We start from the raw sequence: 15,192 nt of genomic DNA on the forward strand, positions 1-15,192 counted from the left end.
AGGGATAATGAAGGACTCAGACGAGCAATTCACCTCTTTAACCCCGTCGCGCAAACTGTCCGATGCCGTTCGCGACGTAAAGAACGCCTTTGCCGATCGCGACGATATCGTTGTCGACATGCGCGATGCGCACCGCATGCGGCTGGATCTGCTTGCCGCCGAACTTGCCCCGGTCTTTGCCGACGTGCCCGCTGATATGGACAACTTCGACTTCGTTGTTTCGTCGGGCCTGCAGCCGAGGCTGTGGATCGACGCCGTCAGCCATGTTGCCATGGGGCGCGACCGCCGCACCTACCGCTTCCTCAGGGATACCCGGATCGGCCGCGTGGTGCTTGCCGAATCGACCGATATGAAACCGGTTGCCGATCAGGTCACGCGCTATGTGGCGGAGCGCATCGTCGAGCGCCAGCGCATGATGGAAGGCGGGGTCGAGCCCGCCGTCGCCGGCCTGAACCGCGCTGCCGTCCGGGAAGCCGAACCACCCTTGCAAGCAACCGCGCCCGGCAAGCGCTGGTCGACCTTCCTGTCCGGCCTCGGCGTGATCGCCGCCGGCGCGCTGGTCGGCCTTGCGGTGGCGACCGCGCTGTTCTGGGATCGCCTGATGGCGATGAAGATCAGCTTCTGATCAGCGATTTCGATGCTTCGGCATCGACGCCGAGTTCCACCACCTGCAGGTCCGACGGCGGCGTCGCAGGCCCCGTCAGGCCACGCCGCGTCAGCCGGATCCGCCAGTTGCCCTTTTCGCCGTCGATATCGAGCAGATTGTACTGCGCCGCCGGGTTCTTGCTGCCTGGCGACTGGCCGGCAGCGGCGACGCCGACAACCGGAATCCTGGTGCCGCGTCCGCCGATGAAGAACAGCGATGGCAGGTGCGAATGGCCATGCAGCACCAGCTCGGCGCCATGCCGGTGAACGGTCTTGTGGAAGCGCGAGATGCCGAACAGGCGCTTTTGTTGGGTGACGGCGCCGCGCACCGGCGGATGATGGATCATGATCACCCGCAACAGCCCGCGTTTGGCCGTGGCGTCGAGCACCGAGGCCAGCCTTTGCGCCTGGCCTTCGAGGAAGAAGCCGTTGGCCATGAAGGGTGCTGTGGCGCGCGCCGTCGAGACGCCGATCAGCGCGACGTTGCCGCGCACGCGCAGATAGGGAAATGTGTTGCGGTCGATCGGCGCGGTGACGTCGTCGCCGCTCATCCACGCCGCCCAGGAGCGGCAGACCTTGTCGAAGGCGCCCGGCACATAGGCGTCGTGATTGCCCGGCACCACCGAGACATCCTCCGGAGGGCCTAGCGTCTCCAGCCAGTGCTTGGCCATCTCGATCTCGCCGTCGAGCGCCAGATTGACCAGATCGCCAGTGACGGCGAGGTGGTCGGGACCGCTCGCCTTCATGTCTGCCACAATGGTGTCGATGACGGCATCATGCATATGGCGGCGGCGGTTGCGCTGCCAGTTGACGTAGCCGACCACGCGCTTGGACGCGAGTTCGCGATAGGTTACACCGGGAAGCGGCCCCAGATGGACATCGGAAATATGCGCGAGCCTGAACATCCTTCCTTCATAGGCGACGCGCCCCCCGCTTTCCACTCACTGTTTCCTGTCCGCTTGCAGTTTCGCCGATGATGGCGACATCGGACCCGGCGCAGGCCTTTCGCCAGACTGGCTGGCCCGGCCTCAGGGCAAGGCTGTTCCATCTCTATTTCCTGCTGCGGCGGCCAATGACGCTCGGCGTGCGCGGCTTGATCCACGACCACGCTTCGAATTCCGTCTTCCTCATCCGCCATACCTATGTTCCCGGCTGGCAATTGCCGGGCGGCGGTGTCGAGGTCGGCGAGACGTTGGTCGAGGCGCTGACGCGCGAATTGGCAGAGGAAGGTAACATCGTGCTGACAGCCCCACCGGTGCTGACATCGATGCATTTCAACCGCCGCGCCAGCCGCCGCGACCATGTCGGCCTCTATCTCATCGAATTCTTCAGCCAGACGGCGCCGAAACTGCCGGACCACGAGATCGCCGAAGCCAGCTTCTTCCCGCTCGACCGTTTGCCCCAAGGCACGACGCCGGCGACGCTACGGCGGATCGCCGAGGTTTTCGGGGGCGAACCGGTATCGCCGTACTGGTAAGCCGTCAGTTCCGATGCTCACGCCGCCTTCCTGAACCGCGCCCGGTCATGCGGCGCAGCGTAGTCCAGTTCCGGGCCGACCGGCACCATGCGTGTCGGGTTGATGCTCTCGTGGCTGCCGTAATAATGCGTCTTGATGTGGTGCAGGTTGACCGTGCCGGCGACGCCGGGCACCTGGTAGAGATCGCGCAGATAGTTCGACAGGTTGGGGGAGTCGGCGACGCGGCGCAGATTGCATTTGAAATGGCCGACATAGATCGGGTCGAAACGCACCAGCGTCGTGAACAGCCGCCAATCCGCCTCGGTGATACGGCCGCCGGTGAGATAGCGTTGGTTTGACAGCCTCTCCTCCAGCGTGTCGAGTGCCGAGAACAGCTCTCCAAACGCTTCCTCATAGGCCACTTGCGTGGTAGCAAAGCCGGCCCGGTAGACGCCATTATTGATGGCCGGATAGACCAGCGCATTGACCTTGTCGATCTCGCCGCGCAGTGCCGGCGGGTAGAAATCGACGCTGGCATCGCCCCATTCGTCGAAGGCGGAATTGAGCATGCGGATGATCTCGGCGGATTCGTTGGAGACGATGGTCTCTTGCTTTTTGTCCCACAGCACCGGCACCGACACCCGGCCGGAATAGTCGGGATCGGCCTTGGTGTAGATCTGATGCAGGAAATCGAGGCCGTAGAGCGTGTCGCCGGTGGCCCCGTCCTCAGCCAGAAAAGTCCAGCCGTCGGCGCCGAGGAAATGATGCACGACCGAAACCGAGATGATGTCTTCGAGCTTCTTCAGCGCGCGAAAGATCAGCGTGCGATGCGCCCACGGACAGGCGAGCGAGACATAAAGATGATAGCGGCCGGGTTCGGCCTTGAAACCGCGCCTGCGGCCTTGCGCCGGCATGCCGTCGCGCGTGATCCAGTCGCGCCATTGCGCCTCGGCGCGGATGAACCTGCCGCCGCTATCGACCTTGGCTGGGCGGTCCTGCCATTTGCCTTCGACCAGCAATCCCATGCGAAATCTCCTTGCGTGCGTTTTCGCCAATGTAGGCGGAAGGCGGCAATGTCGAAGACGTTATCTGCTGAACAGAGCGTCACTCGCCCGGAACGGCTTATGAAAACAGCCGATTGCAGCCGCCGGAAATTGATGCTAGCGGACACTTCGCATGTTCGACTTTGCCTCGATATGGTTTGACCGACGACGAAAGGGCGCCCGCGCTTAGAAAGCGCTGACTGGCGAACGCTGCCGCTTGCAGCAACCTTCCTCGTATATCGGACCGCGAAGACCATGAGCCTTGCCGACGTGAAATACCTGCCGGAAACCCCGGCGCATGACCCCGAAATCGAAGCCATCAACGACGAAGCCTTCGGCCCCGGCCGCTTTGTGCTGGCCGCCTACAAGATTCGCGAGGCCGGCGGCCATGAGCGCGCGCTGTCCTTTGTCGCCGTCGATGGCGACATCGTCGTTGCATCGGTGCGCATGACCCGCATTGCGGCCGGCGCCGGCCGCGCGCTGATGCTCGGGCCGCTTGCCGTGCGGCCCGCCTTCAAGAATCTCGGCATCGGCCGCCGGCTGGTGGCGATCGCGCTGGAGGCGGCCGCCAAGGCCGGCGCGCCGGCGGTGATCCTGGTCGGCGACGAGCCCTATTACGGCCCGCTCGGCTTCAGGAAGATCCCGCGCGGCCAGATCTCCATGCCGCGCCCGGTCGACCTCGACCGGCTGCTGTCGCACGAAATCGTGCCTGGCGCGGTCGTGCGGCTCTCCGGTGAGGTCTGCCATGCCAGCGTCGCCAGGATTGCCGAGCCCGCGCCGGTGATGGCCTGATCGCCCGGCCGATCGAGGCCCTCGGTTGAACTGGTCAGGTTGCACCATGCCGGCGACCTCCGTAGCATGATCAGGAACAGCACGGAGGACGCGGCATGAACCCGAACAGCCAGATTGCGATCGTAACCGGTGGCGGCTCCGGCCTCGGCGAGGCAACCGCCCGCGCGCTGGCCGACAAGGGCGCCCGCGTCGCCATTTTCGATATCGGCATCGACCGGGCGGCGAAGGTGGCGGGCGACATTGGCGGCACCGCCATCCAGTGCGACGTCAGCAGCGCCGAAAGCGGTGCGGCCGCGGTCGCCGAAGTGGAAAAAAGGCTTGGGCCGGCGCGCATCCTGGTCAACTGCGCCGGCATCGCAATCGGCGTGAAAACCATCGGCAAGGACGGTCCGCACCCGCTCGACCAGTATCGCAAGGTGATCGAGATCAATTTGATCGGCACCTTCAACATGATCCGCCTCGTCGCCGACCGCGCCGCCAAACTCGAGCCGCTGCAGGGCGGCGAGCGCGGCGTCATCGTCAATACGGCGTCGGTCGCCGCCTATGACGGCCAGATCGGCCAGGCCGCCTACGCCGCCTCCAAGGGCGGCGTCGTCGGCATGACGCTGCCGGTCGCCCGCGATCTCGCGCGTTCCGGCATTCGCGTCTGCACCATCGCACCCGGCATCTTCAAGACGCCGATGATGGCCGGTATGCCGCAGGAGGTGCAGGATTCGCTTGGCGCTGCCGTGCCCTTCCCGTCTCGTCTCGGCGAGCCGTCCGAATATGCGGCGCTCGCCCTGCATATAGTTGAAAACCAGATGCTCAACGGCGAAACCATCCGCCTCGACGGGGCGATCCGCATGGCGCCGAAATAGACGGCCATGGTGGCCGGCGCAGCGGTGGTGAAGACCGGCCCCCTTGCCGGCCTCAAAATCATCGAGATGGCCGGGCTCGGGCCGGTGCCGTTGGCCGGGCTGATGCTATCGGAAATGGGCGCCGAGGTGCTGCGCGTCGAGCGTTCAGGTTCGGACCAACCCGTGCTGCCGCTCTCCGATGAGCACAATCTCGACCGCCACGGCCGCTCCATCCTGCGCCTCGACCTCAAGCAATCATCGGGGATCGAGCTGGTGCTGCGTCTCCTCGAGAAAGCCGATCTGCTGGTCGAGGGTTTTCGTCCCGGGGTCATGGAGCGGCTCGGTCTCGGCCCGGATGCCGCATTGGCGCGCAACCCGGCGCTGATCTACGGCCGAATGACCGGCTTCGGCCAGGACGGGCCGCTCGCAGGCCGCGCCGGTCACGACATCACCTACCTCGCCTATTCCGGTGTGCTGCATGCCATCGGCCGGGAGGAAGGGCGGCCGGTGCCGCCGCTGAACCTGATCGCCGACAATGGTGGCGGCGCCATGATGCTGATCGCCGGCGTGCTCGCCGCGCTGTTTGAGCGTTCGCGCTCCGGCAAGGGCCAGGTGGTCGACGCGGCGATGGTCGAAGGCGCTTCGATGCTGGCGGCGCCCATACACGCCTTCATGGCGGCCGGCCTGTGGAACGACCGGCGCGGCGCCAACCTGCTCGATTCCGGCGCGCCCTTCTACGACACCTATGAGACGGCGGACCAACGTCATGTCGCGGTCGGGTGCCTGGAGCCGCGCTTCTTCGCCGAATTTGCCAGCCTGGTGCCGCTCGGTGAGCATTTTGTCCGCGGCCAGTACGACAGGGCGTTATGGCCCCAAATGCGCGCCGCCATTGCCGACCGCTTCCGGCAGAAGACACGCGACGACTGGGATGCACTGTTTGCCGCAAGCGACGCTTGCGTCGCGCCGGTCCTGTCATTGACCGAAGCCAAGGATCATCCACACATCAGCGCCCGTCACGCATTTGTGAAGACAGGCGCGCTTGAGCGCCCGGCGCCTGCGCCGCGCTTCTCGGCCTCACAGCCGGCGCTTGCCACCATGCCGGACAATGATGACCAGCGGCCGCAAATCGTGCTGGCGCGGTTCGGCTTTTCGACAGATGAGATCAAAGCGCTTGTCAAATCCGGTCTGATTGGCCAATAACTGGATGAAGAAAATCAACTTAACCCGGTGAGATCTTGGACGAGCCGAAGAAGGACGTCATTCGCGCGACGGAAGCCGAGGCGGTCAGGCTGGCCGGCACCTTGATCCGCAGCGCTCGTTTCGGCGCCCTGGCGGTGATCGAGCCCAAAACCGGTTCGCCGCTGGCCTCCAGGGTGGGGGTCGCCACCGACACCGACGGCGCGCCGCTGATCCTGGTCTCGGCGCTCTCCGCCCACACCGGCGCGATCCTTGCCGAGCCGCGCTGCTCGCTGCTTGTCGGCGAACCCGGCAAGGGCGATCCCCTGGCGCACCCCAGGATAACGCTTGTTTGCCGGGCCTGGCCGCTTGAGCGCGGCTCGAGCGCGCATGCCCGCGCCGAGCGGCGCTATCTCAACCGCAATCCCAAGGCAAAGCTCTATTCCGGGCTCGGCGATTTCTCGATCTTCCGCCTCGAGCCTGAGCGCGCCAGCCTGAATGGCGGCTTCGGCAAGGCCTATCTGCTCGACCGTGCCGATCTCGTCACCGATGGGTCGATCGTCGACGAGCTGGCGGCCAGCGAACAGTCCGCCCTCGACCACATGAATGCCGACCATCTCGATGCGATCGCCGTCTATGCGCATCATTTCGCCAAGGCCGAAGGGGATGGCTGGACCATGACCGGCTTCGACGCCGACGGCATGGACCTGGCATTGGGCGACGCCGTTTGCCGGGTCTATTTTCCGCAACCATTGAAGACCGCGCGCGACCTGCGGCCCGTCCTTGTCGACATGGCCAAGGCCGGACGAGCGCCGGCTACGCAGGGTTAGCAAGGATAATCGTCATGAATCAAAAGCATGTCTTGAGATTTGGGCGAAATCATCTACGATTCATACGACGCTGAATCAGCAGCGCGATCCATCGCTGAATTATAGCACCTAACGCTATTTGCCCCCATAGCGTTCGGATGAGCAGGGAAACATGGGGCATGGTCTCGACCAAACTAATCGCCAATGCCGAATCGGCGGCGACATTTCTGACCCTTATGGGCAACGAAAAGCGGCTTTTGATCATGAGCTATCTGGCCGACGGTGAGATGTCGGTCGGTGCCATCGCCGAAAAGGTGGTGCTCAGTCAGTCCGCTTTGTCGCAGCATCTGGCCAAGCTCAGGGCGCTCGATCTTGTCGAGACCCGCCGCGACCGGCAGATGATCTACTATTCCTGCAAGTCGGAAGCCGTGCGCGAGCTGTTGCGCATGCTGGACGGCGTTTTCGGGATAGGCGACTTGTCCCAGATGGCAACGCGTCTGCGCCGCGCCGGGACTTGACCTGCGGCTTCGATCGCTCCTTACCTCGCTGACGATTTTTCGCCGGCCGAGGTATTGATGGATCCGATCCAGATCGACGACGCGCATGATCCGCGGGTCGCCGCCTATCTCGACATCCGCGAGCGCGATCTAACCGGCCGCCATGGCCGGTTCGTCGCCGAAGGCAAGGTAGTGCTGGACGTCCTGCTGTCGACCGGACGCTTTGCCGCGGAGTCGATCCTGGTTCTCGAAAACCGGCTGGCCGGGCTCGACGACATTCTGCGCAAGGCCCCTGCGGACCTGCCGGTTTATGTAGCGGCAGGCGACATCATGGACAGGATCGCCGGCTTCCACATGCACCGCGGCATATTGGCGATCGGCAGCAAAGGTGCGCCGCAGCCCGCCGGGGCCTTGCTGGAGGCGTTGCCTGCGCAAGCGTTGGTCGTGGTGCTCGTCGGCATCGCCAACCATGACAATATGGGATCGATCTTCCGCAACGCTGCCGCCTTCGGCGCCGATGCGGTGTTTATCGACGCCACCTGTTGCGATCCGCTGTATCGCAAGGCGATCCGCGTCTCCGTCGGCGCCGCGCTGAAGGTCCCCTTTGCGTCCTTCGGCGACACCGAAGCTTTCATCGCGAAGCTCGACCAGCTTAGTTTCGGCCAGGTCGCTTTGTCGCCGCGCGGTGAGGCTGACATCCGCGATGCCGTGAGACCGAAACGACTGGCGCTCTATCTCGGCACCGAAGGCGAAGGCCTGCCCGAGAGCCTGCTTCACCGGCTACGCACGGTGCGGATCGCGATGTCTGAAGGGTTCGACAGCCTGAATGTCGCTGCGGCCTCAGCCATCGCGTTGCATCATTTTTCGACTGGCAAGTCGTAGTCGCCCAGGATTTTCGAAGGCCAGCTACTCTGCAGCGCCCGGACGCGATCGGCGAGGCTGGTGCTGCCCGATCGCGTTTCCTGTGGCGCCGCCAGCGCCTTGGCAATCGGCGAATCCGGCCCTTCGAGCTTGGCCGTCAAACTGACGACCTCTGCCGCCAGGGTGTTCATCTGTTCGCGCAACGCATCACCGGCGCTGCGCCTGTCGTCGCCATTTCTCGCGGTTTCGGAACCGCCAAGCTCCGTCTTCAGCCGCTTGTTTTCACGGGCCAGCGTCGTCAGCCTGGCTTCCAGCCGCTCGCGATCGCCTTCGAGCTTGGCCAGCACTTTGTCGATGTCATCACCCCTGGATGGGGCATTGTCCTGGGCAGCGACCGGACCAACGGCGGTCGCAGCGCCTCCCGCAGCCTCGCCCTTCAATCGTTCGCGAAGCCGCGCCAGCTCCTTTTCGCGGCGATCGAGCTTGTCCTCGCGATCGGCAAGCGTGGCGAGCAGGCGCTCGAGCTTCTTCTCGAGATCGGTGGTTCTTTTCTTCTCGGCCTTCAGCGCGTCGCGCGTGGCCTTGCCCTCGGCGACGACTTCCTGATAGCGCTTGTCGGCCTCCTTGCGCTGGCCGCGCAGCACCGAAATGTCGTTGGCAAGCTTTTCCAGCTCGGATTCGCGTGCCACGAGTTCTATCTGCCGGTTGCTGGAGGAGAAGGAGGCGTCGTCATACATTTGCTCGAGCTTTTCCAGCTCGAGCGCGCGCTTTTCCATCATGCGCTCGGCTTGTACGAGCTTGTCCATCAGCTGCTGTATCTGCTGCTCGCGATGCAGCAGCAGATCGTTTTTCTCTCCGAGCTCCGAAAGCGCCTGCTTCTTGTCCTTGCGCTCGACCGCCAGGCCTTTCAGCGCCTCGTGCCCGCGACTGATCTCGACGAGTTGCTCATTCACCTGCTCGCGCAGCGTCTTGACGCTGATTTCGAGCCGGCGCGTCGTCATGGCGAACTCGGCTCGCAAGCTATCCTTGTCGGCCTGGATCTCGGCCAGCGTTCGCGGCACCGACGCCTCGACACGCTTGCGCGTCAACGCGACCGCCCGCCGCCAGATGGCCGGCGCAACCAGCAGCGCCAGAAAGCCGGCGCACAGAAAGCCGAGGGCGAAGAACAGGATCGACTGAACCAAGGTGACTACCCGTTACGGGCGGGCCGCTATCCGGCAACCGCCAAGTCTGGACTTTGCCACGTTCGCATGACGCAAATCCAGCGCTGCGGCAAGAGTATGCCGCAGCTTGATCGGGTCAGAACCTGTTGATCGGGTCGAACTGTGGTCGGAATCGCTCAGAAGGGATTCCAGGTCGGCCGCTGCGTCAGCTTCAGATAGCCGAGATTGACGCCAAGCCGCGCGCCGACGCCGGTGCGGATCGGCACAAGCAGCACCCGGTTGTTCTGCAGCACGTTAAAGCCGACGCCTGCCACGACATAGGCAGAACCGGCGACGCCGCCGAACCGGTTGTAGAGATTGCTGACGTCGTCGAGATTGTAGACGAGCATCATCACCCGCGATCCCTCGCCGCCGAAATCCCAGCCGAGCGACGGACCCTGCCAGAACACCTTATGGTCGCCGGCATTCTTGGTGTAGAGCGTGCCCTCGCCATAGGTCAGGCCGCCGATCACCGCGCCAGAACCCTCTTCGCCGAGCAAATAGCCATTGGGCAGGCCGTAGGAGGCAAAAATCTTCTCGACGACGGTGGCCAGACCGCCCGACGTCGCGCCGAAGAACTTGTGGCCGGAATCGACGATCTCCTGAGCGGTGTATTCCTGCGCCCGCGACGCAGAGGTTGAGAAGGCGAGAGCGCCCATGAGGGCAATCGCCATGAAGAGGACACGGACAAAGGTCCGGTCGTAGAATCGGGAAACCATGCTTCCAATCTCCGTCAGGGAGCACTTTCGCCGACGCCTCGCACCCCGTACGGCTCTTTAGGCGGCCGTTAAGGATGACTGTTACGGGCAAACTATGCCGTAATCCTTTTTCAACCATTAACCTTCCACATGAACATGGCGGTTCGAAGGCTGTCTGACCGTCTGTGCGGGCTCCCATCCTGTGCAAACACGCCATTTTTGCTAACGAAAATTGTGGATTTGTTGCTGCACGCTCGGGCGCTGTGTATTCAGAAGCGCTGGGGAAAAAGCGTGATTCGGGTGGGTGAGGCGCGGCGGTAGGCCCCGTGGCCACCAGGATGTGAATTTTTAGCAGGGATTTTCGCCGATGGCCGAGCTTTTCTCTCTCTCCGCACCCGATCTCGCAGCCTTGTTGTGCAGCCGAGTCTGCCACGACATCATTTCGCCGGTTGGGGCCATCAACAACGGCCTTGAGCTCCTCGACGAGGGCGGCGCCGACGAAGACGCCATGAAACTGATTCGGCAGAGCGCCAGAAACGCTTCGGCCCGCCTGCAATTCGCCCGCATCGCTTTCGGCGCCGCCGGTTCGGCCGGCATGATGATCGACACCGGCGATGCCGAGTCCGTCGCGATCGCTTTCCTGAAGAACGAGAAGCCGGAACTGAGCTGGAACGGGGTTCGCGCCCTGCTGCCGAAAAACAAGGTCAAGCTGCTGCTCAATTTGCTGCTCGTCGCCAACGCAGCCATCCCGCGCGGCGGCAAGCTTGTGGTTACGCTGGAAAACCTCGATACAGAGCCGCGCTTTGCGCTTGCGGCAAGCGGCCCGATGCTGCGCGTGCCGCCGAAATTCCTCGAACTGCATTCCGGCAACAAGCCCGAGGAGCCGATCGACGCCCATTCGGTCCAGCCCTATTACACGCTGCTCCTTGCGCGTGAGGCCAATATGACGATCTCGATCCACGCGACAGCCGAAGAGATCGTGCTGTCTGCGGTCTGACGAGCCGTTTGCCGGCTCGGCCGGCGGCCAAGAACAAATTAAGTATCTTGTGCCACTGATATTTGCGGCTTTGGCCGAAATTCAGAACAGCCAAGTTTCATCGTCGGTGACGCGTCCGCTGGGGACCGAACGCAAACGGCATTTTTGCAAAAACTTTACCTAACGGCTTTTCGGCTTCTTTACCAGATCGGCCTAAGGTGCATCCGATAACCCCGGATGCCGCCGGTTCGCCCCAAGGCAAAGAGGACCCGGAAATGAAACGCTGCATGTTTGTTGACGATTCGAGTGTGATCAGGAAGGTCGCAAAACGGATTCTTGGCGGCTCCGACATGGTGGTGATCGAAGCGGCCACCGGACTGGACGCGGTCGAGATGTGCGCGGCCGAGATGCCGGATGTCATTGTCGTCGACGGCGCCCTGCCCGACATGCAGGCGGTCGATGTCATCCGCCAGGTCCGCGCCATGGAAAGCGCGATCAAGCCGCAGATCCTGATTTCGCTGGTGGAGGTCGACGTCGCCTCGATCATGAAGGCAAAGCGCGCCGGCGCCCAAGGCTATCTCTTGAAGCCGTTCAACCGGCCGCAACTTCTCGAGCGCTTTCGCACTCTGAAGATCGCCGCCTGATTCGGGTCATACTCGAACGGAAGGGACAGCAAAAAACCCGGCCTGAGCCGGGTTTTTTGCATTGAATTCAATCAGATGATGTTCGTTCAAGCGCTGACGCGAATGTCTTCCGGTTCGCGCAGCACATAGCCGCGGCCCCAGACCGTTTCGATGTAGTTCTGGCCACCGGACGCAGCGTCGAGCTTCTTGCGCAGCTTGCAGATGAAGACGTCGATGATTTTCAGTTCCGGTTCGTCCATGCCGCCATAGAGGTGGTTGAGGAACATTTCCTTGGTCAGCGTGGTGCCCTTGCGCAGCGAGAGCAGCTCCAGCATCTGGTATTCCTTGCCGGTGAGATGCACGCGCTGGCCGCCGACTTCGACGGTCTTGGCATCGAGATTGACCACCAGGTCGCCGGTGGTGATGACCGACTGGGCATGACCCTTGGAGCGGCGCACGATGGCGTGGATGCGGGCGACCAGCTCATCCTTGTGAAATGGCTTGGTCATATAGTCGTCGGCGCCGAAGCCCAGGCCGCGCACCTTGTCCTCGATGCCGGCCATGCCGGACAGGATCAGGATTGGCGTCTTCACCTTCGAGAGGCGAAGTGTCCGCAAGACTTCGTAGCCTGACATGTCGGGAAGGTTGAGATCGAGAAGAATGATATCGTAATCATAAAGTTTACCGAGATCGACACCTTCTTCGCCGAGGTCGGTCGTATAAACATTAAAACTTTCGGATTTGAGCATCAGCTCGATGCTCTGAGCGGTTGCACTGTCGTCTTCTATCAGCAGAACGCGCATTTCATTCCCCTTTTCTGCCGCCGGACCATGTCACGACCCATCCGGGACCGGAGCAGTGATTGCCTGAACAGAAGGCTGCCATCGAATGGTTAACAAAACCTAATTCCGCACCCAGGACGGTACCAGATTTTTTAACCGCTTTCTACACCCTCTTGAATCTAATGATGAATCACAGAACCAAATCGCTAATGCAACACATTAATAAGTTGGACTAAGTGACTCAAGGGACTCGCTGGCCGGCTTCCGTATCGGGAGCCGGAATTTTTACCCGGCCTTAAGTCCTCGCCCTTATGATTAACAATGCCCGTAAACGAATGGTTACCGCCGGCAAAAAACTTTAGGAATTTGTTTCCCATAGTTCGGGGAATGCCGGTGGATACGGGTGACGCCAGGCCCTGGCGGACGGATTGGACGATATGTGCAGGTGTGCGTTTCCGGGAGTACCGAATCATGAAGTCACGTGAAAACCTCGTTCGGCTGAAGCAATTTCAGGTGAATGAGAAGCGGCGGCAGCTGCTGCAGCTCGACACGATGATCGCCGAGTTCGAGCGCATGGCCGTCGAACTGGAGCTTCAGATCACCGCCGAAGAAAAGAAGGCCGGCATCACCGACATCAATCATTTTGCCTATCCGACCTTCGCCAAGGCGGCGCGTCTGCGCCGTGATAACCTCAGAAATTCGCAAAGCGACCTCGCCCAGCAGCGAAGCGCTGCCGAATCATTACTCGGCGAAGCTGAAGCGGAGCTTTCCAAGGCCGAGATGCTGGAATCGCGCGACACCAAGATCCGCGACGCTGAACTCGGCGGCCGCAGCGCCATGATCGGCTGAAGACCGGGTTTCACCCAACCGGCGCCGACTGACGCCGTGCTTTGCTTTGCGTGTAGTCGCGCCAAAAGGCCCGGGCGCTGCTGATCTGGCCGCAAGGCGGCCGCAGCCTCACACCTGTGCCTGCAACTCCCCATCCTGGATCGCCGCCGCCCTTGCCCGCGCCTCCTTGATGTCGGGCACGTGCTCTTCCGACCAGGACCGTATTTGGGTGAGCAGCCCCGCAAGGTTCTGGCCAAGTTCCGTCAATTCATATTCGACCCGCGGCGGAATGACGGGAAAGACTTCGCGCCGCACCAGCCCGTCGCGCTCGAGGACGCGCAGCGTCTGCGTCAGCATTTTGGGCGTAATGCCTTCGAGCTTGCGCGCCAGTTCGCCATTGCGCATCCGGCCACGGCGCAGCGCGCAAACCGTCAGATAGACCCATTTGCTGGCCAGCATCTCAAGCACGGCGTGCGAAGGACACGTCCGCTGGAAGGCGTCATAGCCGGAGCCGCAATCATTATCACTATCCATAAGGTGCCTATATATGGAAAAGGTACATACTAGACAAGGGAATATTACTATCCAAATGATAGTGGCATCAACAGAGCAGGAGAGGCTTCCATGCGTGCCGTTATCCAGAATTCCGTCGGCGGACCCGACGTCCTTGTCATTGCCGATCGGCCCAACCCGACGCCAAAACACGGCGATGTGCTTGTCCGCGTCAAGGGCGCCGGCATCAATCCGGTCGATGGTGCCGTACGCGGCGGCTACTACCCGCTTCTCGGCGAGCCGCCCTTCATCCTCGGCTGGGATATTTCGGGGACCGTCGAAGCGCTCGGCGCGGACGTGACGGGCCTCAAGGTCGGCGACGCCGTGTTCGGCATGCCGCATTTTCCCAGACAGGCAGCGGCCTATGCCGAATTGGCCGTCACGCCCGCCGATGAAATCGCACTAAAGCCCGCAAGCATCGATCACGTCCATGCCGCCGCATTGCCGCTGGCCGGATTGACAGCCTGGCAAGGCCTTGTTCGCCATGGCGGGTTGAAGCATGGCCAGCGCGTGCTGATCCATGCCGCCGCCGGTGGCGTCGGACACCTGGCGGTACAGATCGCCAAGGCGCGCGGCGCCTACGTCATCGCCACCGCCAGCCCGGAAAAGCTCGATTTCGTCCGCTCGCTCGGCGCCAACGAGGTGATCGACTACACCGAGGGCGATTTCATCGCCGAAGTTGGCGACATCGACCTGGTGCTGGAGCCGGTGGGCGGCGACCATGCAGACAAATCGCTGGCGGTGCTGAAGGACGGAGGCGTCCTGGTGTCGCTGCTCGATGTCCACGATACCACCCGAGCCAAGGCCAAGGAGCGAAACATTCGCGTCGAGCGCATGTCCGTGGTGCCCGACCGCGAGGGCCTTGTAGAACTCGCCAAACTGGTCGATGCGGGCAAGCTCGCCGTCCATGTGGCAAAGGCGTTTCCGCTCGAACAGGCGGGAACAGCGCATGCCTTTCTGGCCACCAGGCCGATCGGCAAGGTCGTGCTGACGGTCTGAAGCGGACGTGGCGGCACGGCAAAAAAGGGCGCGGTTGCCGCGCCCTTTTTCTTGTTCAGATCGGCTCTAGTGCCGGTATTGCTGGATGCGCGTCGTGCGCAGCCCGGCAAGGCCATATTCGTCGATCGACGCCTGCCAGGACAGGAATTCCTCGGTGGTCAGCTTGTAGCGCTGGCATGCCTCATCGAGGCTCAAAAGCCCCCCGCGCACCGCAGCAACCACTTCCGCCTTGCGCCGGATAACCCAGCGACGTGTATTCGTCGGCGGCAGATCGGCAATCGTAAGGGGGCTGCCGTCAGGCCCGATAACATATTTGACTCGCGGTCTAACAAGATCGGTCATCGTACTCTCTACAAAAAACTCAAAGACCCAATCCCCACCACATTACCGCCACAGCTTTAAAAATTGCCTAAGCGA

Annotated in this window: 19 protein-coding genes; 12 read left to right on the forward strand and 7 right to left on the reverse strand. The window is 62.5% G+C overall.

All coding sequences use genetic code 11. The annotated features are described in order from the left end of the window. Positions 1-7 precede the first annotated feature (7 nt). Positions 8-625 carry a hypothetical protein gene (locus ACWGTI_RS02745; RefSeq protein ID WP_454585690.1) on the forward strand — a complete coding sequence of 206 codons (618 nt, stop codon included), beginning with the start codon at positions 8-10 and terminating at the stop codon, positions 623-625. On the opposite strand, the gene ACWGTI_RS02750 is transcribed toward ACWGTI_RS02745, so the two are convergent. Then, on the reverse strand, positions 615-1,550 hold the full coding sequence (locus ACWGTI_RS02750) for a metallophosphoesterase family protein (RefSeq protein ID WP_454577292.1): 936 nt from the start codon (positions 1,548-1,550) through the stop codon (positions 615-617). The two genes, ACWGTI_RS02745 and ACWGTI_RS02750, sit on opposite strands and share 11 nt — an antisense overlap. 71 nt (positions 1,551-1,621) lie before the next feature. Between ACWGTI_RS02750 and ACWGTI_RS02755 the strand changes: the two genes are divergently transcribed. Continuing rightward, positions 1,622-2,122, forward strand: a complete 501-nt coding sequence (locus ACWGTI_RS02755) for an NUDIX domain-containing protein (RefSeq protein WP_454586471.1) — start codon at positions 1,622-1,624, stop codon at positions 2,120-2,122. 17 nt (positions 2,123-2,139) lie between these two features. Here the strand turns inward: ACWGTI_RS02755 and ACWGTI_RS02760 are convergent, their stop codons facing one another. Then, positions 2,140-3,126, reverse strand: a complete 987-nt coding sequence (locus ACWGTI_RS02760; RefSeq protein ID WP_454585691.1) for a glutathione S-transferase family protein — start codon at positions 3,124-3,126, stop codon at positions 2,140-2,142. A 273-nt stretch (positions 3,127-3,399) separates the two neighbouring features. Here ACWGTI_RS02760 and ACWGTI_RS02765 point away from each other — a divergent pair, with 273 nt between their 5' ends. The 6 genes from ACWGTI_RS02765 (at position 3,400) to ACWGTI_RS02790 (ending at position 8,136) form a co-directional block, all read left to right on the forward strand. Beyond that, a complete protein-coding gene (locus ACWGTI_RS02765) occupies positions 3,400-3,936 on the forward strand; it encodes a GNAT family N-acetyltransferase (protein WP_454577214.1) in 537 nt (178 codons plus the stop codon). Positions 3,937-4,031: 95 nt separating this feature from the next. Beyond that, positions 4,032-4,793, forward strand: coding sequence for a 3-hydroxyacyl-CoA dehydrogenase (locus ACWGTI_RS02770; RefSeq protein WP_454585692.1), 762 nt, complete (start codon positions 4,032-4,034; stop codon positions 4,791-4,793). A 6-nt stretch (positions 4,794-4,799) separates the two neighbouring features. After that, entirely contained in the window at positions 4,800-5,972 is a 1,173-nt protein-coding gene (locus tag ACWGTI_RS02775) for a CaiB/BaiF CoA transferase family protein (RefSeq protein WP_454585693.1), read from the forward strand. Between the two features lie 35 nt (positions 5,973-6,007). After that, the gene (locus tag ACWGTI_RS02780; RefSeq protein ID WP_454585694.1) at positions 6,008-6,778 is read left to right on the forward strand and encodes a HugZ family pyridoxamine 5'-phosphate oxidase; all 771 of its coding nucleotides are present in this window, start codon (positions 6,008-6,010) and stop codon (positions 6,776-6,778) included. 158 nt (positions 6,779-6,936) lie between these two features. Continuing rightward, entirely contained in the window at positions 6,937-7,275 is a 339-nt protein-coding gene (locus ACWGTI_RS02785) for an ArsR/SmtB family transcription factor (RefSeq protein ID WP_454577211.1), read from the forward strand. A 57-nt stretch (positions 7,276-7,332) separates the two neighbouring features. Beyond that, positions 7,333-8,136: a TrmH family RNA methyltransferase gene (locus ACWGTI_RS02790; protein WP_454585695.1), complete on the forward strand. Its 804-nt coding sequence runs from the start codon at positions 7,333-7,335 to the stop codon at positions 8,134-8,136. On the opposite strand, the gene ACWGTI_RS02795 is transcribed toward ACWGTI_RS02790, so the two are convergent. Together ACWGTI_RS02795 and ACWGTI_RS02800 are read right to left on the reverse strand one after the other, a co-directional pair. Further along, complete coding sequence (locus tag ACWGTI_RS02795) at positions 8,112-9,299, reverse strand: hypothetical protein (RefSeq protein ID WP_454585696.1); 1,188 nt, start codon at positions 9,297-9,299, stop codon at positions 8,112-8,114. The genes ACWGTI_RS02790 and ACWGTI_RS02795 overlap by 25 nt on opposite strands. 155 nt (positions 9,300-9,454) lie before the next feature. Beyond that, positions 9,455-9,991: a DUF1134 domain-containing protein gene (locus tag ACWGTI_RS02800; protein ID WP_235984549.1), complete on the reverse strand. Its 537-nt coding sequence runs from the start codon at positions 9,989-9,991 to the stop codon at positions 9,455-9,457. A 391-nt stretch (positions 9,992-10,382) separates the two neighbouring features. Here ACWGTI_RS02800 and chpT point away from each other — a divergent pair, with 391 nt between their 5' ends. Continuing rightward, entirely contained in the window at positions 10,383-11,012 is a 630-nt protein-coding gene (chpT, locus tag ACWGTI_RS02805) for a histidine phosphotransferase ChpT (RefSeq protein ID WP_454585697.1), read from the forward strand. 254 nt (positions 11,013-11,266) lie between these two features. Then, positions 11,267-11,635 (forward strand): response regulator transcription factor, encoded by a 369-nt coding sequence (locus tag ACWGTI_RS02810; protein ID WP_454585698.1) that lies wholly within the window; start codon positions 11,267-11,269, stop codon positions 11,633-11,635. Positions 11,636-11,721: 86 nt separating this feature from the next. On the opposite strand, the gene ctrA is transcribed toward ACWGTI_RS02810, so the two are convergent. Continuing rightward, positions 11,722-12,417 carry a response regulator transcription factor CtrA gene (gene ctrA / locus ACWGTI_RS02815; RefSeq protein ID WP_006203583.1) on the reverse strand — a complete coding sequence of 232 codons (696 nt, stop codon included), beginning with the start codon at positions 12,415-12,417 and terminating at the stop codon, positions 11,722-11,724. A gap of 450 nt (positions 12,418-12,867) precedes the next feature. Between ctrA and ACWGTI_RS02820 the strand changes: the two genes are divergently transcribed. Beyond that, positions 12,868-13,245 carry a flagellar export protein FliJ gene (locus ACWGTI_RS02820; RefSeq protein WP_454577288.1) on the forward strand — a complete coding sequence of 126 codons (378 nt, stop codon included), beginning with the start codon at positions 12,868-12,870 and terminating at the stop codon, positions 13,243-13,245. 108 nt (positions 13,246-13,353) lie between these two features. On the opposite strand, the gene ACWGTI_RS02825 is transcribed toward ACWGTI_RS02820, so the two are convergent. Further along, positions 13,354-13,758, reverse strand: a complete 405-nt coding sequence (locus ACWGTI_RS02825; protein WP_454585699.1) for a winged helix-turn-helix transcriptional regulator — start codon at positions 13,756-13,758, stop codon at positions 13,354-13,356. A 90-nt stretch (positions 13,759-13,848) separates the two neighbouring features. Between ACWGTI_RS02825 and ACWGTI_RS02830 the strand changes: the two genes are divergently transcribed. Then, on the forward strand, positions 13,849-14,775 hold the full coding sequence (locus tag ACWGTI_RS02830) for an NADP-dependent oxidoreductase (protein ID WP_454585700.1): 927 nt from the start codon (positions 13,849-13,851) through the stop codon (positions 14,773-14,775). Positions 14,776-14,841: 66 nt separating this feature from the next. Here the strand turns inward: ACWGTI_RS02830 and sciP are convergent, their stop codons facing one another. Beyond that, positions 14,842-15,117 (reverse strand): CtrA inhibitor SciP, encoded by a 276-nt coding sequence (sciP, locus tag ACWGTI_RS02835; protein WP_013529904.1) that lies wholly within the window; start codon positions 15,115-15,117, stop codon positions 14,842-14,844. Positions 15,118-15,192 lie beyond the last annotated feature (75 nt).

It is taken from the genome of Mesorhizobium sp. ArgA1 (assembly GCF_053714375.1).